The organism is Sphaerisporangium sp. NPDC005288 (assembly GCF_040607475.1).
GTDB lineage: Bacteria > Actinomycetota > Actinomycetes > Streptosporangiales > Streptosporangiaceae > Sphaerisporangium > Sphaerisporangium rhizosphaerae.
In genome coordinates, this window is record NZ_JBEXGT010000013.1 from 15,329 (window position 1) to 40,844 (window position 25,516).

Genomic DNA, 25,516 nt, shown 5'->3' on the forward strand with positions numbered 1-25,516 from the left:
ACGTTGGTACCGCTTACTCGTCACTGCCTGACTGCTGTGGCAGCGCGTCCACGGCCGGGACCCTTCTACCGCTCGGCCCTGGCACGTCCGACCTTCTGCCCTTTCACTACCGCAGCTGCGCCGCCCACGGCCGGGACCCTTCACCTGCTGCTGGCCCTAGCACGTCCGACGTTGGTACCGCTTACTCGTCACTGCCTGACTGCTGTGGCAGCGCGTCCACGGCCGGGACCCTTCTACCGCTCGGCCCTGGCACGTCCGACCTTCTGCCCGTCTTTACTGCGTCGTCTTCGTCATCCAGCTATCCACGCCCGTCCGGGCAGCTCGTCGTGATGCCTACGTCCTGCTCTGCCCTCGTGGATCCGTTCCTTGCGATGCCAAGAACTTACCGCCACCGGCCACGGATGTCTACTTCAGCCACTACAGATTTTCGGTGCCGGGGATGTGAGCCTTCACGTCGCCAGGAGCTCGGCGACGGCCGGCTCGACGCTGTCACGCAGCTCAAAGTGGTCCAGCAGGCCGATGCGGCGCACCAACTGCCGCAGACCGTGGGGGACGCCCACCAACACCAGTTGGCCGGTGGCGGTGTCGAGGACGCGTTGGCGGGTGAGGACCAGTACCGATCTACGCCGACGGTTACCGCTCCCCCGGCGGTGCCGTCGACCAGGCCGCCCGGATCCTCGCCGAGGCCCGTGAGTTGCCGGCCCTGGCGGGACGGTTGACGCGGTTAAGACGACCGGTCATATTGGAACGGCACACCCTTCGAGAGGAATCACGACATGTCCACTTACCGTGCGGTTCAGGTGTCCGGAGCAGGGAACGGCGACTGGGCCCTGGTCGAGCGTGAGCTGACCGATCCGCTGCCAGGGCAGGTGCGTCTGCGGGTCGAGGCCTGCGGCATCTGCCACTCCGACGCCCTCGCGTTCACCGGCGTCATGCGGCCGGACCCCTCGGCCCCGATCGTGCCGGGCCACGAGGTCGTCGGCGTCATCGACGCCGTCGGCGCGGGAGTGACCAGGTGGCACGCCGGCGACCGGGTCGGCGTCGGCTTCCTGAACGGCCACTGCGGCGAGTGCGACTTCTGCCGCCGCGGTGACTTCGTCAACTGCGCCGACCAGCCCCTGACCGGGACCTCCGTGGACGGCGGGTACGCCGAGGTCGCCTACGCCAGGGCGAGCGGGCTCGTGCGCATCCCCGACGGGATGGCCCCCGCCGACGCGGCTCCGCTCCTGTGCGCCGGCCTCACCGTCTACCAGGGCCTGCGGCAGGCGGGCGCCCGCCCCGGCGCGCTGGTGGCGGTCTTCGGCATCGGTGGCCTCGGGCACCTGGGCCTCCAGTACGCCGACAAGCTCGGTTACCGCACCGTCGCCATCGCCCGTGGCACCGACAGGGCCGAGCTGGCGGCGCGGCTGGGCGCCCGGCACTACATCGACGCCACCGCCGAGGACCCCGCCGAGGCGCTGCGCGGGCTGGGCGGCGCGGCGGCCATCATCGCGACCGTGCCCGACGGCCGTGCGATGTCGCCGCTGGTCACCGGGCTGGCGCCGCATGGGCGACTGGTCGTCCTCGGCGCCGGGATGGAGGCGATGTCCGTGCTGCCCGGCGACCTGCTCTTCGGTCAGCGGTCGATCGTCGGAAGCCTCGTCGGCACCCCGATCGAGAACGAGGACAACCTGGCCTTCGTCCGGGAGCACGGCATCGCTTCCATGAACGAGGTCATGCCGCTGTCGGAGGCGCCCAAGGCCTTCGAGCGCATGATGTCGGGAAAGGCGCGCTTCCGCGTCGTGCTGGACACGCGGGCGTAGGCACGCCCTGGACGCGCGGGCGTAGGCACGCCGGCTGAGGCACGCCGGTGCGCGGCCTGCGCATCGCCGGCGGGGTCGCCCGCGAGCCCCTCCGAATATGCGATGCGGCCGTGGTGAGGCGTCGGGTAGCGTCGGCGGGCGTGACTCCTCCCCGCGTTCGCCCTCCGTTCGTCGCCGACGAGCGCACGCAGCTCGTCGGCTGGCTCGACCTGCAGCGTGCCATCGTCCACTACAAGTGCGAAGGGCTGTCCGAGGCCGACGCCCACCGCCAGGTCCTGCCGTCCTCGCCGCTGATGACGGTGGCGGGCCTGGTGTCCCACCTGCGGTGGACCGAGCACTGCTGGTTCGAGGTGCTGTTCCTCGGCGGTCCCGCCGAGGGGCCGCAGATGGCCGGCGAGCAGGAGGACGCCGACATGATGGTCGAGGGGGTGCCCCTCGCGCGGCTGCTGGACGACTACGCCCGCCAGTGCGCGCGGTCGAACGAGATCATCGCCGCGCACTCCCTGGACGAGCCCGGCCGGCACCCCGACTTCACCTCGGCCGCCGCGAGCCTGCGCTGGATGGTCATCCACATGGTCGAGGAGACCGCCCGGCACGCCGGCCATCTGGACACCATCCGCGAGATCCTCGACGGCGAGACCGGCTACTACTGACCTTCGTCCGCTCGTCCCGCCAGGCGTCCCGTTGACCCTGACACGGTGTGAGGCCATAGACCGGAGGGGTCATGTACACCATCGGAGACTTCGCCCGTCTCGGCCGGGTGTCGGTACGGATGCTTCGGCACTATGACGTGCTCGGACTGCTCCGGCCGGCGCGGGTCGACCAGGTCACCGGCTACCGCTACTACGAGGCGGGGCAGCTGTCGCGGCTCAACCGGCTGATCGCGCTCAAGGATCTCGGCCTCACCCTGCACGAGGTGGGGCGGATCCTCGCGGAGAAGGTCGGCACCGACGAACTGCACGGCATGCTGCGGCTGCGCCGCGCGCAGTTGGAGGCCCAGGTGGCCGACGACATGGCGCGGCTGGTCAGGGTCGAGGCGAGGCTCCGGATGATCGAAACGGAGGGCGTCATGCCCGCAGACATCGTGATCAAGAGTGTGCCCGCGGTCCGCGTCGCCGAGCTGAGCGCCACGGCCGACGGCTTCGAGTCCGACAAGATCGGCTCGGTGGTCCAGCCGCTGTACCGCGACCTGTGCGACCGGGTGGAGGCGGCCGGGCTGGTCTTCACCGGTCCGGCGATCGCCTACTACGAGCCGGTGCCCGAGGGGGTGCGCGTGCATGCCGGAGTCCAGGTGAACCTCCAGCCGGGCGGGACCTACGACTTCGACGTCGTCGACCTGCCGGCGCTCGAGCGGGCGGCCACCCTGATCCACGAGGGCGGCATGGAGAGCGTCGACGTCTCCTACCAGCAGCTCGCCCGGTGGATCGAGGACAGCGGCCACCGCGGCTCCGGCGTCGCGCGCGAGGTGTACCTCAACTACGGCGAGGGCGACCCGGCCGGCTGGGTGACCGAGCTCCAGGAGGCCGTGACCCGTGCCGAGTAGCCACCGCCCCCTCGCGGCGTCCCCTTCGGACGCCGCGAGGAGGTACGGCGGCGAGCGGTGGCCTCGGCATGGCGGCCCGTGAGGCCGGGGCCGTCGCAGGTCCTCACGCGGCGGGCTGCCCGGCCCTGGAGGACCTGCCGTAGCGCTGGTTGAAGCGCTCGACGCGGCCGGCGGTGTCCAGGATGCGGCCGCGGCCGGTGTAGAAGGGGTGGCTGGCGGAGGAGACGTCGACGTCGACCACCGGGTAGGTGGCGCCGTCCTCCCACGTGACGGTCTTGTCGCTCGCCGCGGTGGACCGGGTGAGGAACAAGTAGTTCGCGCTCGCGTCGCGGAACACGACGGGGCGGTAAACGGGGTGGATGCCCTTCTTCACGGGGTCATCGCTCCTCTCGGCGCAGGTCGTGCTCGCGCGCGACCGGCTCGTACTTGGTCGGGGTGAGGGGTCTTCGCCCTCACGAGTATGAAAACCATTGCCAATACCCCGATATTCCCGCCCATCCGACCGGCCCGCCCGAGCGGGACCGCGTCCACGGTGCCCACGGTGCCGCCGTGGCCGCGCGCCGGAATGCCCGGAGCCGGCCCACGGTTCGGCCTACTGCTCACGCAGTGGAGGAAGGCAAGGGATGTCCGAACAACTTGAGTTCGCCGTCGACACGTTCGGGGACGTGACCGCCGACGCGGACGGGAACCGGCTGCCGTACGCGCAGGTGATCCGCAACCTCGTCGAGGAGGCCGTGCTCGCCGACGGCGTCGGGATCGACGCGATCGGCATCGGGGAGCACCATCGCGACGACTTCGCCGTCTCGGCGCCCGAGATCGTGCTGGCGACGATCGCCGGCCGGACCGAGCGCATCCGCCTCGGCACCGCGGTGACCGTGCTCAGCTCAGACGATCCGGTGCGGGTGTTCGAGAGGTTCGCCACCCTTGACGCGGTGTCCCGCGGCCGAGCCGAGATCATCCTCGGCCGCGGGTCCTTCACCGAGTCCTTCCCGCTGTTCGGCTACGACCTCGCGCAGTACGAGGAACTGTTCGAGGAGAAGCTCGACCTGCTCTCCCACCTGCTGGAAGAGGGCCCGGTCACCTGGCGGGGCCGGCTGCGGGCGGGGCTCGAGAACCAGCACGTGTACCCGAAGACGGAGTCCGGCCGGCTGCGCACCTGGATCGGCGTCGGCGGCAGCCCCGAGTCGGTGATCCGCGCCGCGCGCTACCGGATGCCGCTCATGCTCGCGATCATCGGTGGCCCGCCCGCCCGCTTCGCGCCGTTCACCGACCTGTACCAGCGCGCCCTCGACCAGCTCAAGGCGCCGAAGTCGCCGATCGGGGTGCACTCGCCCGGCCATATCGCCGAGACCGACCGGCAGGCGCGCGACGAACTGTGGCCCCACTACCAGCGCATGCACGACCGCATCGGCCGTGAGCGCGGCTGGGGACCGACCACCCGCGCACGGTTCGAGTCCGAGGCCGACGAGGGCTCGCTGTACGTCGGATCGCCCGACACGGTGGCGGCGAAGATCGCCGGCACCGTGCGCACGCTGGGCGTCGACCGCTTCGAGCTCAAGTACAGCTCCGGGACGCTCCCGCACGAGAAGCTGATGACCACTCTTCGCCTCTACGGCGAGGAGGTCGTGCCCCGGGTGCGCGCGCTCCTTTCCGACACCCCCGCCGCCACGCCCGCCGGGTGAGGTCGGCTCCGCCGCGAACTCTGACAACCAGAAGGTTGTAAAACTTTCTGGTTGTGAGTAGGGTCGGGGCATGACAGTCGTCGAAGACGAGATGAGCCTGGTGTTCGCGGCCCTGGCCGATCCCACCAGGCGTGCCATCCTGGAGCGCCTGGCCCATGGTGAGGCGGCCGTGAACCAGCTGGCCGAGCCGTTCGCGATGTCGCAGCAGGCGATCTCCAAGCATCTGAAGGTGCTCGAACGCGCGCGCCTGATCTCGCGCACCCGCAGCGCGCAGTCGCGGCCGTGCGTCCTTCGGACCGAGCACCTGGACGCGGCGGCCGGCTGGATCGCGCGTCACCGGCAGATCTGGGCCGACCGCCACGACCGCCTCGGCGACCACCTCGCCGCCCTGCGGGACGCACGCCGCGATGGCGAGGAGACCGCGCGGGCCGTCCCGCTGGACGCGCGGAGCGACGGCGAGGGGACGGCGCGGTGAGCGAGACCGGTGAGCTGACCTACCGGCGTGTGCACCACGCGACGCCGGAACTGCTGTTCGACTGCATGACCACGCCCGAGCACCTCACCCACTTCTGGGGTCCGGCCGGGACGACGACCCCCATCGACGGCATCGTCGCCGATCCGCGCCCCGGTGGGATCTTCCAGACCACCATGGTCAACGACGCCGACGGCGGCACGTACACGATGCGCGCCGTCTACGTCGAAGTCCGCCGCCCCGACCTGCTGGAGTGGGTGGAACCCGGAGTCGAGGGCGGCATGCGCACCACCATCACCTTCGTCGACCTGCACGACGGGCGCACCGAGGTGATCACCCACCAGACCAACGTGCCGGCCGCCTACCTCGACGCCGCGGCGCGGGCCGGGTTCGCCACCAGCCTCGACCGGTTCGACGCCTACCTGGCCGGGCTCGGAAGGAGCACGGAATGCCGGTAGTCACCTCCGCCGACGGGACCGAGATCGTCTACGAGCGCGCCGGCGAGGGGCCCGCGCTGGTCCTGGTCGACGGCGCCATGTGCCACCGCGCCGCCGGGCCGATGCGGCCGCTCGCCGCGCTGCTGCGCGACCGCTTCACCGTCCACGCCTACGACCGCCGTGGCCGTGGCGAGAGCTCCGACACCCCGCCCTACGCCGTCGCCCGCGAGGTCGAGGACCTCCAGGCCGTCATCGCGCGGGCCGGCGGCCGGGCGTTCGTCTACGGCATCTCCTCCGGCGCGGCCCTCGCCCTGGCCGCCGCCGCGGCCGGCTCCGGCATCGCCAGGCTGGCGCTGTACGAGCCACCGTTCATGGCCGAGGTCGAGACCGGCCCCCACTCCAAGGAGTACACCGAACGGCTGCGCGAACTGCTCGACGCGGGCCGCCGGGGCGACGCCGTCGCGCTGTTCATGACGCGGGTCGGCGTGCCCGCCGCCGTCGTCGCGGGCATGCGGGAGCAGTCGTCCTGGGCCGCGTTCGAGGCGATCGCCCCGACGCTGGCCTACGACGACGCGGTGCTCACCGGCGGCGTCGTTCCCCGCGACCTGGCCCGGGCGATCGCCGTTCCGTCCCTGGTGCTCGCCGGGGACGCCGGCCCCGCGCCGCTGCGGCAGGCGGCGCGGGCCACGGCGGAGGCGCTGCCGAACGCGGAGTACCGCACCCTCCCCGGTCAGACCCACGATGTCGCGCCAGAGGCGCTCACGCCGGTGCTGACGGCGTTCTTCGGCGGGTGATCCCACGCGGTCGGCACCTGGCGGCACCTGGCGGCACCTGGCGGCACCTGGCGGCACCTGGCGGCACCTGGCGGCACCTGGCGGCGCGGCGCTGGTCAGCGCCGGGCGGCGGCCACGGCCTCGCGCAGGGTGGCCGCGGTGACCCGCACGCCCGGACCGCTGAAGTCGTGGCTCTCCCCGGCGTAGGGCACGCCGTAGGCGGGGGTGCCGGGCTGCAGGCGCCAGCTCTCGGCCAGCGTCCCCGCGTCCAGGGTGTCGTACCCGATGCGGTCGAGGAACGCGGCGACCTCGTCCTTGGCCGCCTGGTCGTCGCCCGCGATCGCCAGGGCGCTGCGGTCGGCCGCGCCGGCGGGCCGGGCGAGCTCGCCCAGGTGCCGGAAGCTGATGTTGTTGAACGTCTTGACCACCCGTGACGCGGGCAGATGCCGCTGCAGCAGCTCGCTGGAGGTGGCCGACGCGTCGTCCAGCTCGGGGATGTTCCCGTCCCGCTGGGGATAGTAGTTGTCGGTGTCCATGACGGTCTTGCCGGCGAGCGGCTCGACCGGGACGTCGAGATAGGCCCGCAGCGGGACGCTGACGACCACCAGGTCGCCGGCCGCCGCCGCCTCGGCGGGGGTCGCCGCCCTGGCCTTCGGTCCCAGTTCGGCGACCAGGTCCTTCAACGTCTCCGGCCCCCGCGAGTTGCTCAGCACCACGTCGTAGCCGGCCGCCACCGAAAGCCGGGCGACCGTGCCGCCGATGTATCCGCTGCCGATGAATCCGATAGTCGTCATGTGCGACTGCAACCCCCGCTCCCCACCGGGCATTCCTCGTCGCCACGGCGCCGCTTCGCCGCCATGCCGTGGCTCGGAGGAGTCCTGGGGCCGCTCGCGTCAGTGGCGTGAGCCGAGCTCATATCGGGTGCTGCGCGGAGTCCGGTGTATGGGACAGTTGGCCGCAATGATCCTCACGCGGATTCTGGAGCGTAGCCATGGCGGCGGAGTTCGAGCTCGGCGATCACATCCTGGTGCTGGACGGCCGCGTCCTGGAGATCTTCCGCAGGGACGCGTCCGAGAGCATGCGCTACCACGTGGCGTTCGTCGGCGTGGACGCCCAGCCGAAGGGGGAGGGGTTCAAGGTCCGGCTCGGCGCCCGGCGGCATGACGACACGATTCTCGGCGGACTGAGCCTGAAGATGGACCGGGAGCAGTTCCAGCGTTTCAGCGCCTTCATGGCCTTGGCCATCGCTGCCCGCGACCAGGTGGACGCCCCCTGAGCGATCCGGCGCGGCCGCGTCGCGGCACACCGGTGTCCGGGCGCGACAAGGGGGTGCCGACCGGACCGAGGCGGACGGCGCCCCAGACGTCGGGCGCGTGAACGGCGCGGCAAAGGCCGGCAGCGGGGTGCTGCCGGCCTTTCCGTGCTCGGTCTGCGTTCCGGGTGGGAGGGTCAGGCGCGGGTCCACTTCTGGTTGGAGGCGCCGGTGCAGTCCCACAGCTGGAGCAGCGCGCCGTTGGCGGTGTTGCGGTCGACGACGTCCACGCATCTGCCGGAGGCCGGGTTGACCAGGTCGCCGGCCGAGTTGAGCGTGAAGCGCTGGGCGGCGGTGCCGTTGCAGGTGTAGAGCTGAATGCGGGTGCCGTTGGCGGTCCCGGCCGCCGCCGCGTCCATGCACTTGCCCATCGCGCGCATCGTGCCGTCGCCGTTGGCCGACCACTGCTGGGCGGCCGTGCCGTTGCAGTCGTAGGTCTGCAGCGCGGCGGCGTCGACCGGGTTGGCGCCGGGGATGTCGATGCATCGGCCGCTCAGGCCGGACTTCAGCGCGGTGCCGGTCCCGGGGTTGTCGTTGGTCCACGCGGAGACGCGGACGTAGTCGACCAGCATCGTCTGCGGGAAGCTGGTGCTGCCGTCCGGGTTGCCCGGCCAGTAGCCGCCCACCGCCACGTTGAGGATCATGAAGAAGGGGTGGTCGTAGACCCACCGGTTGCCGTTGAGGTTGGCCGGGGTGACGCGGAAGTACTCCGAGCCGTCGAGGTACCAGACGATCAGGTTGGGCGACCAGTCGACGCGGTAGTTGTGGAAGGCGTCGCCGAGCGGGGCGCCGATCGTGCGGCCGCCTCCGATGCCGCCGCTGCCGGAGTAGCCGGGGCCGTGGACGGTGCCGTGGACGGTGTTCGGCTCCTTGCCGATGTTCTCCATGATGTCGATCTCGCCGGTGTTCGGCCAGTCGCCGCCGCCGAGCATCCAGAACGCCGGCCAGATGCCCTGGCCCTTGGGAATCTTGATGCTGGCCTCGAAGCGGCCGTACGCCTGACTGAACTTGTCGGCGGTCAGGATGCGGCCCGAGGTGTACTGGCAGGTGCCGTAATGGCACTGCAGGTTGGACGGGTTCTCCTTGCGGGCGGTGATGGCGAGGTGGCCCTGCCCGTCCTGGTACACGTTGCGGGTGGAGTTGGTGTAGTACTCCAGCTCGTTGTTGCCCCAGCCGCCGCCGCCGGTGTCGAACTTCCACTTGGAGCCGTCGATGGACGACCCCGAGGCGCCGTTGAACTCGTCGGACCAGGTGACAGGGCCGATGGCGGCTTCGGCCCTTCCGCTGCCCGTGACGGTGACCAGGCCGCTGGTCAGGGTGACCAGCACGGCTGCGGCCATGAGGAGAAGCCGGGGTTTGCGCATGGAGACCTCCGGTCGTGTGGTCCTTGCCAGGCACGGACTTCCGGTCGCGCGGGGGCACGGCGCGGGGGAGCGCGATGGGGCTCCCCGGTCTTGCCGGAAGTTCTTTTAGACCTTGAATCAAGAGGATGTAACACCGCTGTCACAACCCTTGTCAATAGGAAAGTTTATTTCTGGTTTATGATCGCGCCGCCGCCCGGCCCGCCCGCCGGACGGCTCATCGCGCACTGCCTGAACCGCCGCGTACCGCCTCAGCCGTGCGCCACACCGACAAATTAGACTTCCTTGACAAGAATATTTGTCGCGCGTAGCGTGCGGGCCATGTGGGACAGCACCGTGAACGGGAGACCGGCCGCAGCCGAGGTCGGCCGCGATCCCGTCATGGTCCGGCCGTCGGCCGGGGGAGAAGAGCTCGGCGCGGCGGCCATGCCGCCCGCCGCGGCCGGCCCGTCCCGGCACGAGACCGACCACCACCTCGGCACCGTACCCACGAAGGAGCGAGTCCCATGCGCATCGTGATCATCGAGTTCATGAGCCTGGACGGCGTCGTGCAGGCGCCGGGCGGCCCCGAGGAGGACACCGACGGCGGTTTCGCCCACGGTGGCTGGTCGCATCCGTTCTTCGACAACGACGTGGTGGGCGGCGCCTTCGACGAGACCCTGGGCAGGGCCGAGGCCCTGCTGTACGGGCGGCGGACGTGGCAGTCGATGGCCGCCGCCTGGCCCGAGCGGGCTGGTGACCCCTTCGCCGACCGGATGAACGCCATCCCCAAGTACGTTGTGTCGGAGACGCTGGGCGACGACAAGCTGACCTGGGACAACACCACGCGCATCCCCGGCGGCGAGGCCGTCGCCCGCATCCGCGAGCTGCGCGGCACCGACGGCGGCGACCTGCTGGTCATGGGGAGCCCCACGCTCGCGCGCACTCTCATGCACGAGGGCCTGGTCGACGAGCTCCGCCTGGTGATCATGCCGGTGCTCCTCGGCGGCGGCAAGACGATCTTCCCGGACGACGGTGGCAAGCGCACGCTGGAGCTGGTCACGACGACCACCAGCCGCACCGGCGTCCAGGTGTGCACCTACCGCGCGCTCGCCGAGGCCTAGCCCCGCGCCCGCCCTCGACCGACGAGACGAAGGACCCATCCCGCGGCCGGTGTGCCGCGGGCCGGCGGGGCGGAAAAGCAGTGGCATCGTGGCACGGGCGGGGAGTTCACTTGGGGCCACCGTTTCCCAGAAGGAGTCCCATGATCGCCGTTTCGGCCGCCTCCGGTGCGCTCGGCCGCCTCGTCATCGACCATCTGCGGCCTCGGTCGGAGGTGACGGCGGTGGTGCGCGACCCTGGCAGGGCTCCCGAAGGCGTCCCGGTGCGGCGCGGCGACTACGACGACCCGGCGAGCCTGCGCGAGGCGTTCAAGGGAGTCACGCGCCTGCTCCTGATCTCCTCCCCGGAACTGGACCCCGCCCGCAGGATCAGGCAGCACCTAGCCGCCGTGGCCGCCGCCGAGGAGGCGGGCGTCGACGCCGTCGCCTTCACCAGCTTCCTCGGGGCGGGCACCGTCGCCACCGGCATGACCGAGGCCTACCATGCCACCGAGCAGGCCATACGCGCGAGCGGGCTGGCGTACACGATCTTGCGACACCCCTTCTACAGCGATGCCTTCGTCCCGCGCGTCACCAACGGGGAGATCACCGGCAGCACCGGTGGGCGCGGCCTGAACACGGCCTTCCGGTCCGACCTCGCGGAGGCGGCGGCGAACGTCCTGACCGGCGAGGGACATCTGGGCCGGGCCTACGACTTCACCGGTCCTTTGTGGACTCATCCCGAGGTGGCCGAGGCGGCCGGAGTGCCCTACCGCGAGGTGCCCGACGCCGGCCCGGGCCCGATGAGCTGGATCAACGCCCAGGTGCGGGCGGGCGCGCTGGAACTGCAGACCGCCGACCTCGAACGGGTGCTCGGGCGGCCCGCCGAGACGGTCCTTTCCCGCGTCCTGTCCTGACGGTGACCGCGGGGTTCGGCCTGCCGCGGTCCGCCGTCTCCAGGAGACCGGCCAGGGGACCGCGAGCAGGACGACGGCGATGAGCGGATCGGCAGTGAGCACATGGTGCGGATGAGCACCACTGCGGGCATGACGGCGGGCATCGTGCCGACGGCATGCTGGCGCCTGCTCGTGGCCCCGCGCCGCTACGACCGGGACCGAGGAAGGCAGGACCGGGCCGGGACCGCCGGCGTGGACGCATCCGCATCGTGATGCTTCCCCGCCCGCGGCGGCCTCAGGACTCAGAGTTTGTACAGCTTGTTGAAGGGTGTGGTAATTCGTTCCTGCCGTGATCCGAAATCGACGATCACGGCGACCTCGTCTTCCACACCGATGACGACGCCAAGACCATAGCGATCATGGGTCACCCGGTCGTTCACGCTGAACCGCTCGACCGGTGGCGTGGGAGGCGGGGGCTTGAAGGGACTGGTGGGCAGGTGGCGACGGGGCACGCCGCTAGCTTGGTTCATCTCCTCCAGTATGTGCCGCCTGGGGGAACGCTCGCGACCGAAGAGCCACAAGTACCTCAAACGATCAAGATGCGGATGGCGGCCAGGGGCCCGGTTCGCGGGCCGGAACGACAGCGCCACGATCGTCGCCGACCGAGGTGGCGTCCGTGATCACGATCTGACATCGGCCGGTCCGCGCCCCACCGGCGCGGCATCGCGCCGCTTCCGACGCGCGTCCCCCGGTCCGTTCGCGTCTCCGCCCGCGGGCCGCCGAAATAGTTGACACGACATACATGTCGTTGTCGCTGCTGGTCCGGGTCCCCGGGCAGCCGCCGCTGCTCATGGTCGGCGATCTCACCTACGACGATCACCTGCTGCACGAAGGGCAGGTGCCGGGCGTCGGAAGCAGGCGGGAGAACGGCACGTGGCTGCTGCGGCCGCGAGCAGAGGGCGGCACCGTGGTGACCCACGGGTTCCAGCACCAGGGGCCCCTCGCGCGCGCTCTGAGCAGGGCGTATCGCGGTGTCGCCGAGCTACGGCTCGACCGCCTCTCCCAGCGGGCCGAACACCCGGGCCGCTGACGACCTCGGTGCCGGGGCCACGCGGACCTCCGGCCGGGGGAGACGGCATGTCTCCACCCGGCCGGAGATTCTCCTGGTGATGGGCGTCCACCTCGGCGCGTGGCCGGCCTGGTGATCGGCTACCTGCCTCCAGGCGGCACGGCGAGGTGTCCGGGGGTCACTTGATCTCGTAGGCCCGCACGACGGTCTCGCTGAAGGCGTTGCCGCCGGTGTCGGCGGCCTTGACCCGCAGGGAGGCGAACCCGCCCCGCGCTCCGGACGGAGTCCAGGTCTCGGCCGACCAGCCGTCCTTGCCCGAGGGGTGCACCAGCGTCGGCAGCCAGGTGCGGCCGTCGTCGTAGGAGACCTCCACGGTCAGGGTGCTCACCTTCAGGTCGGCCGAGCCGGCCTGGCGCTGTACTTGCAGCGGGATGCGCGTGTGCCCCACGGCCGCGCGGTTGCGCTCGTCCAGCTCGGGGTTGATCTTGACGGCCAGCAGCGGCAGCAGATCCCGCTCGCCCGCCTCGGGCGTCTTGGACCTGAACCGCCACTCGGCGCTGACCCGCGTGGACACCTTGGTCATGGCCGGGTCGCGGTCGGCGGTCATCGTGAGGCGGTAGTCGGCCTTCTTCCCGTCGGCGGGCAGTTCGACGTTCCCGGGCAGGTAGTCGGAGGCGAAGATCTCCTTGCCGTCGCGGTAGAGCTTGGCCCGCGGGGCGATGTAGCTGCCGTAGGAGTGGCGTTCGGGCACGCCGTCCTCGAACAGCGCGGCGGAGACCTGCAGCAGGTCGCCCTCGCGCCAGGAGTAGTCCCCGTCGGGGTTCAGGGAGGCCCCGAAGACGCCGGTGTTCCAGCGGTCGGTGGTCTTCTGGCCGGCGCGGTAGACGGTGGTCCGGCCGAAGAAGAACTGGTCGAGGTTGTCCCAGCCGTCGTCGGCCGGCTTGTACTGGACGAAGGAGGGGTACCAGCCGGTGTCGCCGGGCGTGTAGTACTCGGTCCGGCGGAACGGGAGCGGGAACCGGGAGACCTCGCCGTACGGCATCCAGGCCAGCGTGGTCCCGTACACCGCGGGCAGGGCGAAGTGCTCGCCGAACTTGCCGTCCCGCTGGGCGGCGTAGGTGGAGGTGACCTCCGCGAGGTCGCGGCGGCGCGGTCGGTAGCCGGGATCGGCGGGGATGCGCGGCTCGGCCTTCATCAGGTGGTAGAAGTACGGGCTGTCGTCGTAGCTCCCGTCGCCCTTCGGCCTGGCCCACTGGGTCCAGCGGTAGTAGGCGAACTTCTTGCTCGCCGTGCGCGTGGTGGGGATGGCCTTGACGCCTTCGACGTGGTCGGCTCCCCACAGGCCGCCGAGGTCGACGTCCACGCCGAAGGGCTGCAGGCCGTCGACGAGCTGGAGCATGCCGAGCATGCCGATCGCGAGCCGTGCCGTCGGCTCGTCGGTGCGCACGTCCACCGGCTTGGATTTGCGGGCGTCGGAGGCGAACGTGCGGTCGCCGTCGAGGGTGAACTCCGGGTCCGCGGCCATCACCACGGCGCCGTCCTGGTCGGCCATGAGGGTGACGACCGTGTACCGGTGCCCCTTCTCCAGCCTCAGGTCCAGCGCGCCGGTGGAGACGTCGTAGTTGCGCTGCTCCTTGGCGTCGATGTCGATGACGCCGGCCAGGGCGATGCCGGCGGGCTCGCCGTCGGAGCCGGTGAAGGTGAGCTTGAGCCCGCGCTTCTCCGGTTCGACCTGCACGCCGATGCCGGTGCGCACCGAGGTCCCGGCGCCGGTGGCGATGACCGTGCCGCTGAACATGCCGGTCGCGCCCGGTTCGGCGGTCACCTGGACCTGCGCGGTGCCGTGCGCGGGGACGTTCACGGTGGTGGCGCCGAGCTCGAACGGCGTGACCGCCTTGCCGTGGCCGTCCTTGGCCGTCACGGCGAGGTCGAGCCGGACGTCGGCGTCGCCGTCGTTGCGGTAGGTGAGCGTGCGCCGGACGGGGCCGGCGTGGGGCAGCTCGATCAGGCCCATGCTCAGCGAGGCGGGCTCGGTGGTGATCCGCTGGTCCACGGCGCGGGCGACGTCCACCCGGCCGGAGCCCTGGACGTAGGCGCCGAGCTCGTCGCCGGGAGCGGTGGAGGCCATCAGCGCGGCCTTGATCTGGTCGGCCTTCCAGTCCGGGTGCATGCCGGCGACGATCGCCGCCGCGCCCGTGACGTGCGGAGTGGCCATGGACGTGCCGCTCATCTCGGCGTACGACTCGTTGTCGACCGGGGCGCCGGTGTAGGTGTCCGCGGCCCGGGCGGCGACGATGCCGACGCCGGGCGCGATCAGATCGGGCTTGACGGCGGCGTCGCCGGGCCGGGGGCCGGTGCTGCTGAACTGCGCGACGGTGTCGTCGTCGCGGAAGGAGGCGCCGACCGACAGCGCGCGGTCGGCGCTGCTGGGCGAGCCGAGCGTCTGGGGGCCGTCGTTGCCGGTCGCGATGACGAACAGCGTGCCGTACTTCTCCGACAGCGCGTTGACGGCCTGCTCCGCCGGGTCCAGCCCGGGAGCGTCGGGTTCGCCCAGGCTGAGGTTGACGACGCGGGCGCCCTTCTCGGCCGCCCAGGTCATGCCCTCGATGATGCCCGAGTCCGGGCAGTTGCCGGTCTGGTCGCAGACCTTGCCGATCAGCAGCTTCGCGTCGGGGGCGACGCCCTTGTACCTGCCGCCCGAGGCGGCGCCGGAACCGGCGATCGTGGAGGCGACGTGGGTGCCGTGGCCGTGCAGGTCGCGGACGTCGGGCTCGGCGGTGAAGTTCTCGGTCCCGGCGACCAGGCCCGAGAGGTCGGCGTGGCCGGGGTCGTAGCCGGTGTCCAGCACCGCGACGGTGACGTCCTTGCCGGTGTGGCCGGCCGCCCATGCCTGGGGCGCGCCGATGTGCGGGACGCTGACGTCCAGGGACACCTTGGCCTTGCCGTCCAGCCAGATCTTCTCCGGCGCCGCCGCCGTCCTGGCCTGGGCGGTCAGGGACTTCCACAACGCGCCGGCGGCGGCGTGCGGTTCGCTCTGCGCCATGCCGTTGATGGCCGGGAGCGGGCGCCCGCCCGCGACGCGCAGCGCGGCAGCGTCACCGGCGTAGGTCACGATGAGCGGCAGGGCCTGGCTGGCGGCGTCGTCGTAGCCGAACTCGGCGAGCCGGGTGACGTTGAACAGCCGGGGGTCCAGCCGGCCGGCGGCCAGCAGGGGCATCGCGTCCATGGGGACGACGCTGAGCCCGTCCTGGCTCCGGCGCCGGGTGAAGGTGATCTTCTCCCTGCCGGGGCCCGGCTTGACGCTGAGCTGCTCCTGCTTGTCGGGCAGGGTGCGCAGCGTGATCTTGTCGCCGGTGAGGAGGGTGATCGTCTTGGGCGGGCCGGCCTTGGCGGCGGCCTGCGTCTTGGGGGAGGCGGCGGGGGCGGGCGTCGGGGTGGGGGCGGCCTGGGCCGGCGATGCGGCCGTCACCAGGGCCGTTATCACAACGCCGAGAAAGGCGGTTCTTTGAAGCACGACCCGATTTCTAACTGTTTGAGAATTTTGGTGACAAGGTGATCCTCTGGCCTATTGCGGCAGCCGCCGGAACTGGCCAAGATCGGACGCGTGCTCGATGACGGCCCGGCGCTGGAGGTTGTGGGGATCAGCGCGTTCGATGAGCGGATCTACCACGGCGTGCTCGCCTCGCCCGGCATCACGGTGCAGGAGCTGGTCATGCGCAGCGGCGAGAGCTCCAGCCGCATCCAGTCCTCGCTGCGAAGGCTGCGCGCCAAGGGCATGGTCAGCCGCCTGTGGGGGCGCTCGCCCCGCTGGACGGCGACCAATCCCGGGACGGCGATCCGCTCGCTGGTGCGCGGCCTGCAGAGCGAGCTGGACCGGCTCACCGACACGGCCGACACGCTGGAGGCCGCCTTCCGCACCGTCGGCCAGGACCCGGCCGAAGGCGGCCAGTTCGAGGTCCTCGCCGGTCCCGAGGAGACCGCCCGGTGGTACGTCCGGCTGCAGCAGGAGGCCAAGCAGGAGGTGCTGACCTTCGACCGGCCGCCCTACGTGCTGGACTACCGCAACACCCTGGAGGGCGAGCGCCTGCGCGCCGGCGTCCGCTACCGGGCCGTCTACGCGCGGGAGGCGTTCCTGCACGCCGGAGCGCTCGACGAGCTGGACGAGCAGCTCAGGGCGGGCGAGGACGCGCGCATTCTGCCCGAGCTGCCGTTCAAGATGGTGCTCGTCGACCGCCGGGCGGCGATCATGCCGTTGCACCTGGACCCGCCGCTGAGCCGCAGCGTGCTGATCAGGGGCTCCACCATGGTCGTGGCCCTGGTCGAGCTGTTCGAGCGCGTGTGGCGCGAGGCGGTCCCGGTGTACCCGCGGCCCGCGGCCCGCGACCGCGCCGCCGAATCGACCGGCGGCCCCGAGTCGCCCGGCGGCCCCGAATCGACCGGCGCTCGCGAGTCGGCCCGCGCCACCGGCCCGGAAGAGGAGCTGGAGGGGGAGGAGCTCGGCCTCGCGGACCGCCGGCTGCTGGCGCTGCTGTCGGCCGGGCTCAAGGACGACGCCATCGCCCGCCAGCTCGGCACCAGCCCGCGCAGCCTCCGCCGCCGTCTGCGCCACCTGTTCGACGAGCTGGACGCCGAGACCCGCTTCCAGGCCGGCGCCCAGGCCGGCCGCCGCGGCCTGGTCTGACCTCCCCGGCGACGGCGTCCCTCGGGGACGCCGGCCGCGGGGCACCCGGAGCCGCGGACGATGGGCCCGGCGGTCGTCAGGCGGGGGGCCAGTTCCTGAGGACGGCGTCGAGGGCGTCGAGCGTCCTTGCCCACGAGGCGTCCGCCGCGCGCGGACTGTGGCGGAACCCGCCCGCGGTCTCCAGGCTCACGTACCCGTGGAAGGTGCTGTGCAGCATGCGCACCGCGTCCGTCTGGTCGGGTTCCGGCAGGTCGTACCCGCGCAGGATCGCCCGGGTCATGTCCGAGTGCCGGCCCGCGGCGCTGGTGACCGCGGTCTCCCAGTCGAGCTCGATCTGGGCGGCGGCGTACCGTCCGGGATGTTCTTTGGCGTAGCTTCGGTAGGCGTTGGCGAAGGCCACCAGCGCCTCCTTGCCCGCGCGGCCGGCCAGCGCGCGTGCGGCCCTTTCCGCGAGCTCGCCGAGGGCCAGCAACGCCACCCTGACCCGCAGGTCCTGGGCGTCCTTGACGTGCGCGTACAGGGCCGCGGGCTTGACGCCGAACCCGCGCGCGAGCGCCGAGACGGTCACGTTGTGGAAGCCGATCTCGTCGGCCAGGTCCGCCGCCGCGCGTGTCAGGCGTTCCGCGGTCACTCCCGCGCGTGCCATGCGCCACCCTTCTCGCTTACTTACAACCTTTAAGCATTTGCCTACCTCTACAAGGAAAGCTAGCCTCACCTCTCATGAGACCGGTAACCGAAGACGACATCCGCGCGTCGTTCGTCAACTGCTCCAAGGGAGAGGCCAAGCGCGCCAACCTTCCCAAGGATCTCGCGGACCTGCCCTGGGAAGACCTCGACTTCCTGGGATGGCGAGATCCGGGCGCGCCCGAACGCGCCTACGTGGTCGCCGAACGCGACGGCGGACTCGTGGGCATCGCGCTGCGGGTGACCTCCGGCGGGCTTCGCAACTTCACCCAGCGCAGCATGTGCTCGCTGTGCCTGACCACGCAGACCGGCGGCGGCGTCGGGCTGATGACCGCGCGCCGGACCGGCGAGGCGGGGCGCCAGGGCAACTCGGTGGGGCAGTACCTGTGCGGCGACCTGGCCTGCTCCCTCTACACGCGGGGCAAGAAGCAGACCGCGGGGAGCGGGGTCATCGAGGAGTCCCTGACCGTGGAGGAGAAGGTCGCCCGCACGCGGGCCAACCTGCACTCCTTCCTGGACAAGGTGGTCGCGTGACGGCGGCCGGAGACTCGTCCGCACGGCCCGCCGAAGCTCACACCCGGTAGCCCTTCTTCACGTCCTCGACGAAGCCGAGGTAGTCCCGCAGGGGCCAGACCTGCTCGTACTCCAGGTACTCCCGCATCGGGAGCCGCCCGAGCGCGGTCCGGTCCAGCTCCTCGGCGTCGGGAGAGTCGACGATCGCGATCAGCCGTTTCTGCGCGGCGACCTTCCAGATGCCCACGCAGAACCCGGACTCGATCGACTTCAGGACGTGTTCTGCCTCGTCGACCTCGATGTCCCACAGTTCGTCGAGGTGGATCCTGCCTTCGTGGTTCCACTTCATCTGGACGTAGAAGAGCATGGAGTCTCCTGTCACTCGGGAGCATGACGGTGGCCCCGGTGCCGGGCCGGTCGGCCGCGCGGCGGGACGCCCGCGCCGGGACCTCCCGCCGCGAGCGATTCGGCGAGGTCGGTCATGCCCGAAGGCCGGTAGGGCGCCGGCGCCGGGCGAGGACTCCGGCGACGTGCTCATGGCCATGCCACAGTGCGTCGTACGGTGGGCGATCGTTGGTGAGCCCGCAGGGTGCCGAGCCGTGGAACCTTCCTGCCGCCAGTCTTGCCGCGGCCCCGCCCAGGGCACAAAGCTTCGCCCCACATCAGTCCCGATTACGTTATGTCCGGATATGTCTCACTGTGCGACGCGCCACCGGTTACCACGCCACCAGACCTCCGGTCGGGCCCTCCACGACCGGAAGAAGCCGTTCGCCGTGCCACGACCCGCTCGAGCGATGCCCGTGGACCAGGCCGGCGGGCACCTTCCCGTCGGCCGGCCACCAAGCCCTCTGGGTGGGCGTCGTCGGACGAACCGGCCTGACCCCGGGGTCGCCGTTCAGCGGTGGTCGGGTCGTTCGAACGTCTCGAACTGGAGATCCGCCTGCTGCGTGAACTCCAGGTACCGCTTGGCCTTGTCCACGCAGTCAGGGCAGATCGGTTCCTTGACCGACCTGGCCGTCGCCTCCGGCGTCGGTTCGCGAAAGCTCCCCAGAACCGTCATACCGGGAGGGAGCCCGGTATCAGGGTCGATCATCACCGTCATGACCCTCGCGGGGTGGAAACCGAAGGTGCGCTTGCACGCGTAGCACCTGCCGATCGTCGAGAGCCCCTCGTCCGCCATATGCCCTCCCTCCCCAGCACCGTACATGCCTGAGATGCCGGTCTTCCTGTGGATCAGCACACCCGCTGGACGGCCCTGGACCTGGGTGAGCAAACGCATGCTTGACGATCAGCGTGATCCGCGATCTCTTAGGTGGAGCGGCCGGGTCTGACGGAGATCTTGACGCCGTCGGCACGGCATGTTGTGATGCGAATGCCCGTCATTTCATGCTGGTTTAATGGGAAATGGGGAGTTGTGAGGGTTCTCCGGCGTGTGGCAGCCATGGCCGCGCTCCTGATCGGCACGGTCGGCATCCAGGTGATCAATGGCGGAACGGCGCAGGCGGCTCTGCCCACCGCCGCCGTCGCGCTCGGCGACAGCTTCATCAGCGGGGAGGGCGCGGGGAACTACCAGCCCGTCGCCGACGCCTCCGGGACGGCACAGGGCTTCCCCGGCTGGTCGGCCGCCAACAGCAACGCCTACTTCTGTCACCGGTCGGCGAACGCCTCGCTGTTCAAGGCGTCACTCTCCGGCATCCAGGACCGCTTCAACCTCGCGTGCTCCGGGGGACAGCCCGCCGACATCGCCAATCCCGGAAGCGCCCGCGCCAAGGGCCGTTCCGTCGCCTCGCAACTCGACCAGTTGCGCGCCGTCGCCCAGACCCACGACATCGACGTCGTCCTCATCGGCCTCGGCTCCAACAACAGCCAGTTCACCTTCGGCGACGTGGCGGAGCTGTGCGCCAACCGCTTCATCGCCGACGCCTGGACGGGCTGGTGGGAGTTCTGGGCGTACCTGAACGGCGACGTGCCGCAGGAGCCCTGCACCGTCTCGGACCTGGCCACCGACGCCGAGGTCGCGGCCGCGACCACCGAGACCACCGCCGCCCTGCGCCAGGTCCTCGACACCCTCGACCAGGTCGACGCCGACGGCGTCCACCAGGTGGTCCTGCAGACCTACACCAACCCGCTGCCGCTCGACGTGGCCTCGCAGTACTGGGACGAGGACGACCGCACCGACACCCGCGACAAGTTCCGCGCCCTCGGCGCCGAGCGGTACGCCGCCGGCTGCCCGATCCACCGCGCGAGCCTCGCCCCCGGGCACGTGTTCTCCCAGAACCTCGCCTCTCTGGTCAAGAACGCCTACACCACGCTGGCCGCCGAGCGCCCGGCGGCCGACCTGCGCGTGCTGGACGTCCAGAAGGCCTTCGACGGGGCCCGGCTCTGCGAGAACCCCGGCAGCCCCACCGGCGCGCTCGCCACGCCGCTCCGCGTGCAGGACGGGCCGTCCGGCACGCCCGTCACCAGCCTGTCCGGCTGGGACAAGATCGGCATCCAGCGGCTGGCGAACACCTGCGTCACCTACTTCCAGACCTGCCAGGAGTCGTGGCATCCCAACGCCGCGGGCCACGTGGTCCTCGGCCAGTGCCTGACCGGTGCCCTCACCGCCGCCCCCCGCACGGTCGTCACCTGCGCCCGCAACTCCAACGGCACGCTCACCATCTCCTGACGTCTCCTCGGCCTCCTGACGTCCCCTCGACGGCGCGCGTCCCCTCTGCGGGGGTGCGCGCCGTCCTGCGCGCGGCCTGTCACGGAGGCCGGCGCACGGCCGGCGGAAGGCGGTGCAGGGCCGCGGCGAGGCGGTCGAGGTGGCCGGGGGTGGTGAACAGGGCGGGAGTGACGCGCACGCAGGCGCCCGCCGTCACGCCGCCGCGCTGCACGGTGAAGATCCGGTGCCTGCTCATGAGGTGGTCGGCGATGGCCGTGTTGTCGCCGGCGCGGGTACGTCCGGCGAGGCGGAAGGCGGTGATCGCGCCGTACATGCCGGGCTCGTCGGGGGTGAGGATCTGCATGTCCGGAATGTCGCGCACCTGGCGCACCCAGCGGTCGCGCAGGTACCTCAACCGGGCCTGCTTGTTGGCCCCGCCCAGGGCGTCGTGGAAGTCCAGGGCGGCGCCGACGGTGAGGATCGGCGCGACGTCCATGGTGCCGGAGTGGACGCGCGAGCGGAGGTCGCCGGCGGGGTAGGTCTCGTCGGCGAAGGCGAGGTCGATGTCGGCAAGGCGGTGCCCGCGGACGTACATGAAGCCCGACCCGAGAGGGGCGCCCATCCATTTGTGCAGCGAGAACACCGCGAAGTCGGCGTCGAGGTCGTCGACGGTGAACTCGAGCTGGCCGAAGGAGTGGGCGGCGTCGACGATCACGTCGATGCCGCGCCGGCGGGCCATGCCACAGATCTCGCGCACCGGCACGACCAGGCCGGTGCGGTTGTTCATGTGGCTGAGCAGCAGCAGCCGCACCTTGGGACGCTCACTGAGCGCCCGCTCGTAGGCGTCCAGCACCGCCCCACGGGTCGCCGGTTCGGGGATGACGATGCGCTCGACGCGCACGCCGCGCCGGTCGGCCAGCCAGTTCATGGCGTACTGGGCGCTGTGGTAGTCGAGGTCGGCGTACATGACGGCGTCTCCCGGCCGCAGCCGGTTGTACCCCGCGATGAGGTTCTGCAGGGCCTCGGTGCCCCCGCGGGTCAGGGCGATCTCTTCGGGCGCGGCGCCCACGGCCTGGGCGACGCGCTGCCGGACCTGGTCGGCCTGTGCCTTGTAGGCGGTGCGCAGCAGGTGGGAGTTGCGCTCGTTGAGCAGATCGACGTTGCGGTGGTAGGCCAGCCGTACCGGCTCGGGCATGATCCCGTAGTAGCCGTTCTCCAGGTTGACGAACTCGGTGCTCACCCGGAACTGGGCCGCGACGCCTCCCCAGAACGCCTCATCGGTGGCCAACTCGTCGGGCGTCACTCCGGCGGGCACGGCCGGGAGCCCGACAGCGGCCGGCCGGTCCATGCGAGTCGCGCGGTGGACCGGCGGGGTGGCGGCCAGGGCGCCGAGTCCCGCGACCATCTCACGCCGGGAAAGGATCATCGACTTCTCCACGCGCGTCAGCGGCCGGCGGCCGTCCGGCGAATCCCGCCGCGGGTGCGGATAGGCCTTTTCAGTCTGCGTGAGGCCGTTCACCGAGGGCGGCATTCGACACCGCGTCGGCGTGGCGAGTCCATATGAGCCGTGCCGCCACAAACAGCCGAGAGTGATGTGAGGGTAACAGGCGCTGCGGCGGAAAATCCGTTTTGCGAAAGGCGGTGAATCGTCTGGGCGCGGCCTGCCCCGCAGGCGGGCATCATCGGCGGTGATGTTCGCGATACCAGTGAGGCGTGGTGACAGACCGGCCGCGGCGGGAGCCGGCCGGCTGGTGATGAGCGCGGCGCTCATGCTCGTCATGATCACCTCCCTGGTGTTCGCCCATGGCGGGGCCTGCGCGGCCGTGATCATGTCGGAGTCCGACGGGCACGTCCTGCACGAGACCGTCACGGTGCTGGAGATGTCCCCGGACGCCGACTGCCGGCATCACGACCTGCCACCCGGACATCGCCACGGCACCGAGCAAGAATGCTCGGCCACGGATCCTCCCAGCGTCCAGGTGCCCTCCGCCGCCCAGGCGGTGCTCGCGATCGCCGCCCATCGCCGCGGCCGGCGCGTGAACCTGACGCGGTGCGCCACCGCACCGCTTCCGACCCCCGATCGGGTGAATATCCGCGTGATGCGCATATAGACGGCGCACCTGCCTCACCGCCGTCGGTTCAGCCGGGTGTGGCGGAATGCCGCCATGCCCCCGAAGTCGCATCGATTCACATCGGGGATTCACATGTCATCGCAGACGACCATCGCACGTCGAAACAGCGCGCCGTCCTCGGCGTATTCGTCACTCGGTCTGGCCGTGGGGAACACCCCGCTGACCTTCGTTCCGAACCCCTCCGACCCCGGCACGGGGTTCTGGGCCAAGCTGGAGGGCTTCAACCCTGGCGGGATCAAGGACCGGCCGGCGCTGCACATGATCCGTCGTGCGCGGGCTCGGGGCGAGCTGCGGCCGGGCGCGACGATCGTGGAGTCGACCAGCGGAACGCTGGGGCTGGGCCTGGCCCTGGCCGGCATCGTCTACTCCCACCCGGTCGTCCTGGTGGGCGACCCGGGCATGGAGCCGCTCATGCGGCGCCTGCTGGCCTCCTACGGCGTCCGGCTGGAGATCGTGGCCGAGCCGCATCCCACCGGCGGCTGGCAGCAGGCGCGCCGCGACCACGTCACCCGCCTGCTGGAACGAATCCCGCACGCCTGGTGTCCCGACCAGTACGGCAACCCGGACAACGTCGACGCCTACGCGGGGCTGGCGCACGAACTGCTCGCCCAACTGCCCCACATCGACGCGCTGGTGTGCTCGGTGGGCACCGGCGGCCACAGCGCCGGGATCTCCAAGGTGCTGCGCCGGCACTTCCCCGAACTCGACCTGGTCGGCGTCGACACGGTCGGCTCGACCATCTTCGGCCAGCCCGCCCGCCCGCGCCTGATGCGGGGCCTTGGGTCGAGCATCCACCCGCGCAACGTCGCCTACGACTCCTTCAGCGAGGTGCACTGGGTGAACGCCGCCGAAGCGGTGTGGAGCTGCCGCGCGCTGGCCGCCGGCCACTACGTCTCGGGCGGGTGGAGCACCGGCGCGGTCGCGCTGGTGGCGCGCTGGCTGGCGGCCACCCGGCCCGCCGACACCGTAGTGGCGATCTTCCCGGACGGGCCGTGGCGCTATTGGGACACCGTCTTCGACGACGACTTCTGCGCCGCCCGGGGCCTGCTGGACGCCCCGCCGGCCGACCGGCCCGACCGGATCGCGCTGCCCGCCGAGCGGGAGGTCACGCGCTGGACCCGCTGCACCACCGTCATCGATCCGCTCGGCACGGCAGGACGCGGGCGATGACCTCGACCTGGCGCCGGTTCCGTTCCTTCCCCCGTCCGATCCAGTTGCTGCAGCTCAACCAGGCCGGTATCAACCTGGGCTTCTTCATGCTCATGCCCTACCTGGCCCAGCACCTGACCGGCCAGGCACACCTGGCCGTGTGGACCGTCGGGCTGATCCTGGGGCTGCGCAACGCCAGTCAGCAGGGCATGTTCCTGGTCGGCGGCACCCTGGCCGACCGGCTCGGGTACAAGCCCATGATCATGGCGGGCTGCGTCCTGCGCACCGTCGGATTCGCGCTGTTCGGCCTGTCCACCTCGCTGGCGGTCCTGCTCGTCGCCGCGGTGCTGAGCGGGCTGGCCGGCGCGCTGTTCAACCCGGCCGCCCGCGCCTACCTCGCCCACGAGGCCGGTGATCGCAAGGTCGAGGCATTCGCGGTGTTCAACGTGTTCTACCAGGCCGGCATCCTCGCCGGGCCGCTGCTCGGCCTCGCGCTCCTCGGCGCGGGATTCCGTACGGTATGCCTGTCGGCGGCGGCCATCTTCGCCGTCCTGGCCGTCCTGCAGTGGAGGTGCCTTCCCGCCCGCGCGGGCGCCGAGGCGGACGCCGACCGGCCGGTCCTGTACGACTGGCGGGAGGCGTTCACCAACCGGCCCTTCCTCGCCTTCGCCACCGCCATGATCGCCTCGTACGCGCTGTCCTACCAGATGTATCTGGGGCTGCCGCTGGAAGTGCAGCGGGTCGGCGGCGGCGCGGGAGGCGTGATGGCGCTGTACGCGATCTCCGCGCTGCTGGGGATCGCCGCCCAGGTGCCGGTGACCGCGTGGTGCACGGCACGGTGGAGACCCGGGCAGACCATCACCCGAGGGCTGACGCTGATGACACTGGCCTTCGCGCCGCTGGCGGTCACGGCGCGGTTCCACCCGCCGCCGCACCTGGCCCTGGTCCCGGTCATCGCCTGCACGCTCCTGCTCACCGCGGGCACGCTGATGGCCTTCCCGTTCGAGATGGCGACGATCGCCGACATCGGTGGCGGCCGCCTGGTCGGCACGTACTACGGCCTGTACAACCTGCTGTCCGGCGCCGGCATCCTGGCCGGCAACCTGGCCGGCGGCGCCGCGATCGACCTGGCCGCGCATTGGAACCTGCCCGGCCTGCCGTGGCTGCTGCTGGTCTGCGCCGGCCTCGCCTCCACCCTCGCCCTCGCCCACCTCGACCGCACCGGCCGCCTGGCGCCCCCCGGGCCGTCCCGCCCCGCCGTCCTGACCGGATGACGCGGCGTGC

26 protein-coding genes are annotated in these 25,516 nt (G+C 71.3%); 17 read left to right on the plus strand and 9 right to left on the minus strand.

From position 1 onward, the window contains the following. The first annotated feature begins 776 nt into the window (after positions 1-776). The 3 genes from ABZU32_RS14490 (at position 777) to ABZU32_RS14500 (ending at position 3,345) form a co-directional block, all read left to right on the plus strand. Positions 777-1,802: an alcohol dehydrogenase catalytic domain-containing protein gene (locus ABZU32_RS14490; protein ID WP_354921923.1), complete on the plus strand. Its 1,026-nt coding sequence runs from the start codon at positions 777-779 to the stop codon at positions 1,800-1,802. A gap of 140 nt (positions 1,803-1,942) precedes the next feature. Continuing rightward, positions 1,943-2,455 (plus strand): DinB family protein, encoded by a 513-nt coding sequence (locus ABZU32_RS14495; protein WP_354921926.1) that lies wholly within the window; start codon positions 1,943-1,945, stop codon positions 2,453-2,455. A 71-nt stretch (positions 2,456-2,526) separates the two neighbouring features. Next, positions 2,527-3,345, plus strand: a complete 819-nt coding sequence (locus ABZU32_RS14500; protein WP_354921928.1) for a MerR family transcriptional regulator — start codon at positions 2,527-2,529, stop codon at positions 3,343-3,345. A gap of 103 nt (positions 3,346-3,448) precedes the next feature. On the opposite strand, the gene ABZU32_RS14505 is transcribed toward ABZU32_RS14500, so the two are convergent. Continuing rightward, positions 3,449-3,718, minus strand: a complete 270-nt coding sequence (locus ABZU32_RS14505) for a type B 50S ribosomal protein L31 (protein WP_354921931.1) — start codon at positions 3,716-3,718, stop codon at positions 3,449-3,451. Positions 3,719-3,968: 250 nt separating this feature from the next. On the opposite strand from ABZU32_RS14505, the gene ABZU32_RS14510 reads away from it, so the two are divergent. The 4 genes from ABZU32_RS14510 to ABZU32_RS14525 all read left to right on the plus strand — a co-directional run bounded on the left by ABZU32_RS14510 (position 3,969) and on the right by ABZU32_RS14525 (position 6,730). After that, entirely contained in the window at positions 3,969-5,027 is a 1,059-nt protein-coding gene (locus ABZU32_RS14510) for an LLM class flavin-dependent oxidoreductase (protein ID WP_354921934.1), read from the plus strand. A gap of 70 nt (positions 5,028-5,097) precedes the next feature. After that, entirely contained in the window at positions 5,098-5,502 is a 405-nt protein-coding gene (locus ABZU32_RS14515) for a metalloregulator ArsR/SmtB family transcription factor (RefSeq protein ID WP_354921937.1), read from the plus strand. Beyond that, positions 5,499-5,957, plus strand: a complete 459-nt coding sequence (locus ABZU32_RS14520; RefSeq protein ID WP_354921941.1) for an SRPBCC domain-containing protein — start codon at positions 5,499-5,501, stop codon at positions 5,955-5,957. The genes ABZU32_RS14515 and ABZU32_RS14520 overlap by 4 nt, the downstream gene beginning before the upstream one ends. Then, positions 5,948-6,730: an alpha/beta hydrolase gene (locus ABZU32_RS14525; RefSeq protein WP_354921945.1), complete on the plus strand. Its 783-nt coding sequence runs from the start codon at positions 5,948-5,950 to the stop codon at positions 6,728-6,730. Before ABZU32_RS14520 ends, ABZU32_RS14525 begins: the two co-directional genes overlap by 10 nt. A 95-nt stretch (positions 6,731-6,825) precedes the next feature. On the opposite strand, the gene ABZU32_RS14530 is transcribed toward ABZU32_RS14525, so the two are convergent. Further along, positions 6,826-7,503 (minus strand): NAD(P)-binding domain-containing protein, encoded by a 678-nt coding sequence (locus tag ABZU32_RS14530; protein ID WP_354838602.1) that lies wholly within the window; start codon positions 7,501-7,503, stop codon positions 6,826-6,828. Between the two features lie 197 nt (positions 7,504-7,700). Between ABZU32_RS14530 and ABZU32_RS14535 the strand changes: the two genes are divergently transcribed. After that, positions 7,701-7,985, plus strand: coding sequence for a hypothetical protein (locus ABZU32_RS14535; protein WP_354838605.1), 285 nt, complete (start codon positions 7,701-7,703; stop codon positions 7,983-7,985). 173 nt (positions 7,986-8,158) lie between these two features. Here the strand turns inward: ABZU32_RS14535 and ABZU32_RS14540 are convergent, their stop codons facing one another. Continuing rightward, positions 8,159-9,385 carry a family 16 glycosylhydrolase gene (locus tag ABZU32_RS14540; RefSeq protein WP_354921948.1) on the minus strand — a complete coding sequence of 409 codons (1,227 nt, stop codon included), beginning with the start codon at positions 9,383-9,385 and terminating at the stop codon, positions 8,159-8,161. 503 nt (positions 9,386-9,888) lie between these two features. Between ABZU32_RS14540 and ABZU32_RS14545 the strand changes: the two genes are divergently transcribed. Together ABZU32_RS14545 and ABZU32_RS14550 are read left to right on the plus strand one after the other, a co-directional pair. Next, complete coding sequence (locus ABZU32_RS14545) at positions 9,889-10,485, plus strand: dihydrofolate reductase family protein (RefSeq protein ID WP_354921951.1); 597 nt, start codon at positions 9,889-9,891, stop codon at positions 10,483-10,485. Positions 10,486-10,625: 140 nt separating this feature from the next. Continuing rightward, positions 10,626-11,378 carry an NAD(P)H-binding protein gene (locus ABZU32_RS14550; RefSeq protein ID WP_354921954.1) on the plus strand — a complete coding sequence of 251 codons (753 nt, stop codon included), beginning with the start codon at positions 10,626-10,628 and terminating at the stop codon, positions 11,376-11,378. A 281-nt stretch (positions 11,379-11,659) separates the two neighbouring features. Here the strand turns inward: ABZU32_RS14550 and ABZU32_RS14555 are convergent, their stop codons facing one another. After that, positions 11,660-11,887 carry a hypothetical protein gene (locus ABZU32_RS14555; RefSeq protein WP_354838617.1) on the minus strand — a complete coding sequence of 76 codons (228 nt, stop codon included), beginning with the start codon at positions 11,885-11,887 and terminating at the stop codon, positions 11,660-11,662. Between the two features lie 272 nt (positions 11,888-12,159). Here ABZU32_RS14555 and ABZU32_RS14560 point away from each other — a divergent pair, with 272 nt between their 5' ends. Further along, a complete protein-coding gene (locus ABZU32_RS14560; protein WP_354921957.1) occupies positions 12,160-12,447 on the plus strand; it encodes a hypothetical protein in 288 nt (95 codons plus the stop codon). Between the two features lie 157 nt (positions 12,448-12,604). On the opposite strand, the gene ABZU32_RS14565 is transcribed toward ABZU32_RS14560, so the two are convergent. After that, positions 12,605-15,895 carry a S8 family serine peptidase gene (locus tag ABZU32_RS14565; protein WP_354921960.1) on the minus strand — a complete coding sequence of 1,097 codons (3,291 nt, stop codon included), beginning with the start codon at positions 15,893-15,895 and terminating at the stop codon, positions 12,605-12,607. 99 nt (positions 15,896-15,994) lie between these two features. Between ABZU32_RS14565 and ABZU32_RS14570 the strand changes: the two genes are divergently transcribed. Beyond that, positions 15,995-17,107 carry a helix-turn-helix domain-containing protein gene (locus ABZU32_RS14570; protein ID WP_354921963.1) on the plus strand — a complete coding sequence of 371 codons (1,113 nt, stop codon included), beginning with the start codon at positions 15,995-15,997 and terminating at the stop codon, positions 17,105-17,107. A 76-nt stretch (positions 17,108-17,183) separates the two neighbouring features. Here ABZU32_RS14570 and ABZU32_RS14575 read toward each other — a convergent pair whose 3' ends face one another. Further along, the gene (locus tag ABZU32_RS14575; RefSeq protein WP_354921966.1) at positions 17,184-17,753 is read right to left on the minus strand and encodes a WHG domain-containing protein; all 570 of its coding nucleotides are present in this window, start codon (positions 17,751-17,753) and stop codon (positions 17,184-17,186) included. Positions 17,754-17,827: 74 nt separating this feature from the next. Here ABZU32_RS14575 and ABZU32_RS14580 point away from each other — a divergent pair, with 74 nt between their 5' ends. Next, on the plus strand, positions 17,828-18,325 hold the full coding sequence (locus ABZU32_RS14580; protein WP_354921969.1) for an FBP domain-containing protein: 498 nt from the start codon (positions 17,828-17,830) through the stop codon (positions 18,323-18,325). A 37-nt stretch (positions 18,326-18,362) separates the two neighbouring features. Here ABZU32_RS14580 and ABZU32_RS14585 read toward each other — a convergent pair whose 3' ends face one another. Beyond that, positions 18,363-18,671, minus strand: coding sequence for a muconolactone Delta-isomerase family protein (locus ABZU32_RS14585; protein ID WP_354838641.1), 309 nt, complete (start codon positions 18,669-18,671; stop codon positions 18,363-18,365). A gap of 528 nt (positions 18,672-19,199) precedes the next feature. Beyond that, complete coding sequence (locus ABZU32_RS14590; RefSeq protein WP_354921972.1) at positions 19,200-19,484, minus strand: hypothetical protein; 285 nt, start codon at positions 19,482-19,484, stop codon at positions 19,200-19,202. A 261-nt stretch (positions 19,485-19,745) separates the two neighbouring features. On the opposite strand from ABZU32_RS14590, the gene ABZU32_RS14595 reads away from it, so the two are divergent. Beyond that, entirely contained in the window at positions 19,746-20,972 is a 1,227-nt protein-coding gene (locus ABZU32_RS14595) for a hypothetical protein (RefSeq protein WP_354921974.1), read from the plus strand. Positions 20,973-21,051: 79 nt separating this feature from the next. Here ABZU32_RS14595 and ABZU32_RS14600 read toward each other — a convergent pair whose 3' ends face one another. Further along, positions 21,052-22,377 carry an aminotransferase class V-fold PLP-dependent enzyme gene (locus tag ABZU32_RS14600; protein WP_354921977.1) on the minus strand — a complete coding sequence of 442 codons (1,326 nt, stop codon included), beginning with the start codon at positions 22,375-22,377 and terminating at the stop codon, positions 21,052-21,054. Between the two features lie 265 nt (positions 22,378-22,642). On the opposite strand from ABZU32_RS14600, the gene ABZU32_RS14605 reads away from it, so the two are divergent. The 3 genes from ABZU32_RS14605 (at position 22,643) to ABZU32_RS14615 (ending at position 25,506) form a co-directional block, all read left to right on the plus strand. Continuing rightward, positions 22,643-23,062: a hypothetical protein gene (locus tag ABZU32_RS14605; RefSeq protein WP_354921980.1), complete on the plus strand. Its 420-nt coding sequence runs from the start codon at positions 22,643-22,645 to the stop codon at positions 23,060-23,062. 93 nt (positions 23,063-23,155) lie between these two features. Continuing rightward, positions 23,156-24,253, plus strand: coding sequence for a PLP-dependent cysteine synthase family protein (locus ABZU32_RS14610; protein ID WP_354921983.1), 1,098 nt, complete (start codon positions 23,156-23,158; stop codon positions 24,251-24,253). Continuing rightward, positions 24,250-25,506, plus strand: coding sequence for an MFS transporter (locus ABZU32_RS14615; RefSeq protein ID WP_354921986.1), 1,257 nt, complete (start codon positions 24,250-24,252; stop codon positions 25,504-25,506). The genes ABZU32_RS14610 and ABZU32_RS14615 overlap by 4 nt, the downstream gene beginning before the upstream one ends. Positions 25,507-25,516: the final 10 nt, after the last annotated feature.

Coding starts and splice junctions, on each gene's coding strand:
- ABZU32_RS14490 (WP_354921923.1), top strand. CDS start 777: ATGTCCACTTACCGTGCGGTTCAGGTGTCCGGAGCAGGGAACGGCGAC.
- ABZU32_RS14500 (WP_354921928.1), top strand. CDS start 2,527: ATGTACACCATCGGAGACTTCGCCCGTCTCGGCCGGGTGTCGGTACGG.
- ABZU32_RS14510 (WP_354921934.1), top strand. CDS start 3,969: ATGTCCGAACAACTTGAGTTCGCCGTCGACACGTTCGGGGACGTGACC.
- ABZU32_RS14515 (WP_354921937.1), top strand. CDS start 5,098: ATGACAGTCGTCGAAGACGAGATGAGCCTGGTGTTCGCGGCCCTGGCC.
- ABZU32_RS14525 (WP_354921945.1), top strand. CDS start 5,948: ATGCCGGTAGTCACCTCCGCCGACGGGACCGAGATCGTCTACGAGCGC.
- ABZU32_RS14530 (WP_354838602.1), bottom strand. CDS start 7,503: ATGACGACTATCGGATTCATCGGCAGCGGATACATCGGCGGCACGGTC.
- ABZU32_RS14535 (WP_354838605.1), top strand. CDS start 7,701: ATGGCGGCGGAGTTCGAGCTCGGCGATCACATCCTGGTGCTGGACGGC.
- ABZU32_RS14540 (WP_354921948.1), bottom strand. CDS start 9,385: ATGCGCAAACCCCGGCTTCTCCTCATGGCCGCAGCCGTGCTGGTCACC.
- ABZU32_RS14545 (WP_354921951.1), top strand. CDS start 9,889: ATGCGCATCGTGATCATCGAGTTCATGAGCCTGGACGGCGTCGTGCAG.
- ABZU32_RS14550 (WP_354921954.1), top strand. CDS start 10,626: ATGATCGCCGTTTCGGCCGCCTCCGGTGCGCTCGGCCGCCTCGTCATC.
- ABZU32_RS14555 (WP_354838617.1), bottom strand. CDS start 11,887: ATGAACCAAGCTAGCGGCGTGCCCCGTCGCCACCTGCCCACCAGTCCC.
- ABZU32_RS14560 (WP_354921957.1), top strand. CDS start 12,160: ATGTCGTTGTCGCTGCTGGTCCGGGTCCCCGGGCAGCCGCCGCTGCTC.
- ABZU32_RS14575 (WP_354921966.1), bottom strand. CDS start 17,753: ATGGCACGCGCGGGAGTGACCGCGGAACGCCTGACACGCGCGGCGGCG.
- ABZU32_RS14580 (WP_354921969.1), top strand. CDS start 17,828: ATGAGACCGGTAACCGAAGACGACATCCGCGCGTCGTTCGTCAACTGC.
- ABZU32_RS14585 (WP_354838641.1), bottom strand. CDS start 18,671: ATGCTCTTCTACGTCCAGATGAAGTGGAACCACGAAGGCAGGATCCAC.
- ABZU32_RS14590 (WP_354921972.1), bottom strand. CDS start 19,484: ATGGCGGACGAGGGGCTCTCGACGATCGGCAGGTGCTACGCGTGCAAG.
- ABZU32_RS14595 (WP_354921974.1), top strand. CDS start 19,746: ATGGCCGCGCTCCTGATCGGCACGGTCGGCATCCAGGTGATCAATGGC.
- ABZU32_RS14600 (WP_354921977.1), bottom strand. CDS start 22,377: ATGATCCTTTCCCGGCGTGAGATGGTCGCGGGACTCGGCGCCCTGGCC.
- ABZU32_RS14605 (WP_354921980.1), top strand. CDS start 22,643: ATGTTCGCGATACCAGTGAGGCGTGGTGACAGACCGGCCGCGGCGGGA.
- ABZU32_RS14610 (WP_354921983.1), top strand. CDS start 23,156: ATGTCATCGCAGACGACCATCGCACGTCGAAACAGCGCGCCGTCCTCG.
- ABZU32_RS14615 (WP_354921986.1), top strand. CDS start 24,250: ATGACCTCGACCTGGCGCCGGTTCCGTTCCTTCCCCCGTCCGATCCAG.